Below are 311 nucleotides of genomic sequence, written 5' to 3' on the forward strand. Positions count from 1 at the left end.
ATCCTTTAGGTCTGGTAGCAATAGCGGAGAGGTCACACCTGTTCCCATGCCGAACACAGAAGTTAAGCTCTCCAGCGCCGATGGTAGTTGGGGCTTTGCCCCTGCAAGAGTAGGACGCCGCCAGGCATTATACTTAATTTTTAATTCAAAACGCAATTTATTTATGCGTTGCACATAGTGCATCGGAGGATTAGCTCAGCTGGGAGAGCACTTGCCTTACAAGCAAGGGGTCGCAGGTTCGAGCCCTGCATCCTCCACCATAAAGCCGGCCTAGCTCAACTGGTAGAGCAACTGACTTGTAATCAGTAGGT

At 50.2% G+C, this 311-nt stretch carries 1 tRNA gene and 1 rRNA gene; both read left to right on the forward strand.

The features are described 5' to 3' along the window. Positions 1-10 precede the first annotated feature (10 nt). Positions 11-126 (forward strand): 5S ribosomal RNA (rrf, locus tag RVS70_RS23200). Between the two features lie 58 nt (positions 127-184). Then, positions 185-260, forward strand: a tRNA-Val gene (locus RVS70_RS23205). Positions 261-311: the final 51 nt, after the last annotated feature.

It is taken from the genome of Virgibacillus sp. M23 (genome assembly GCF_034190895.1).
Lineage (GTDB): Bacteria > Bacillota > Bacilli > Bacillales > Amphibacillaceae > Virgibacillus > Virgibacillus salarius.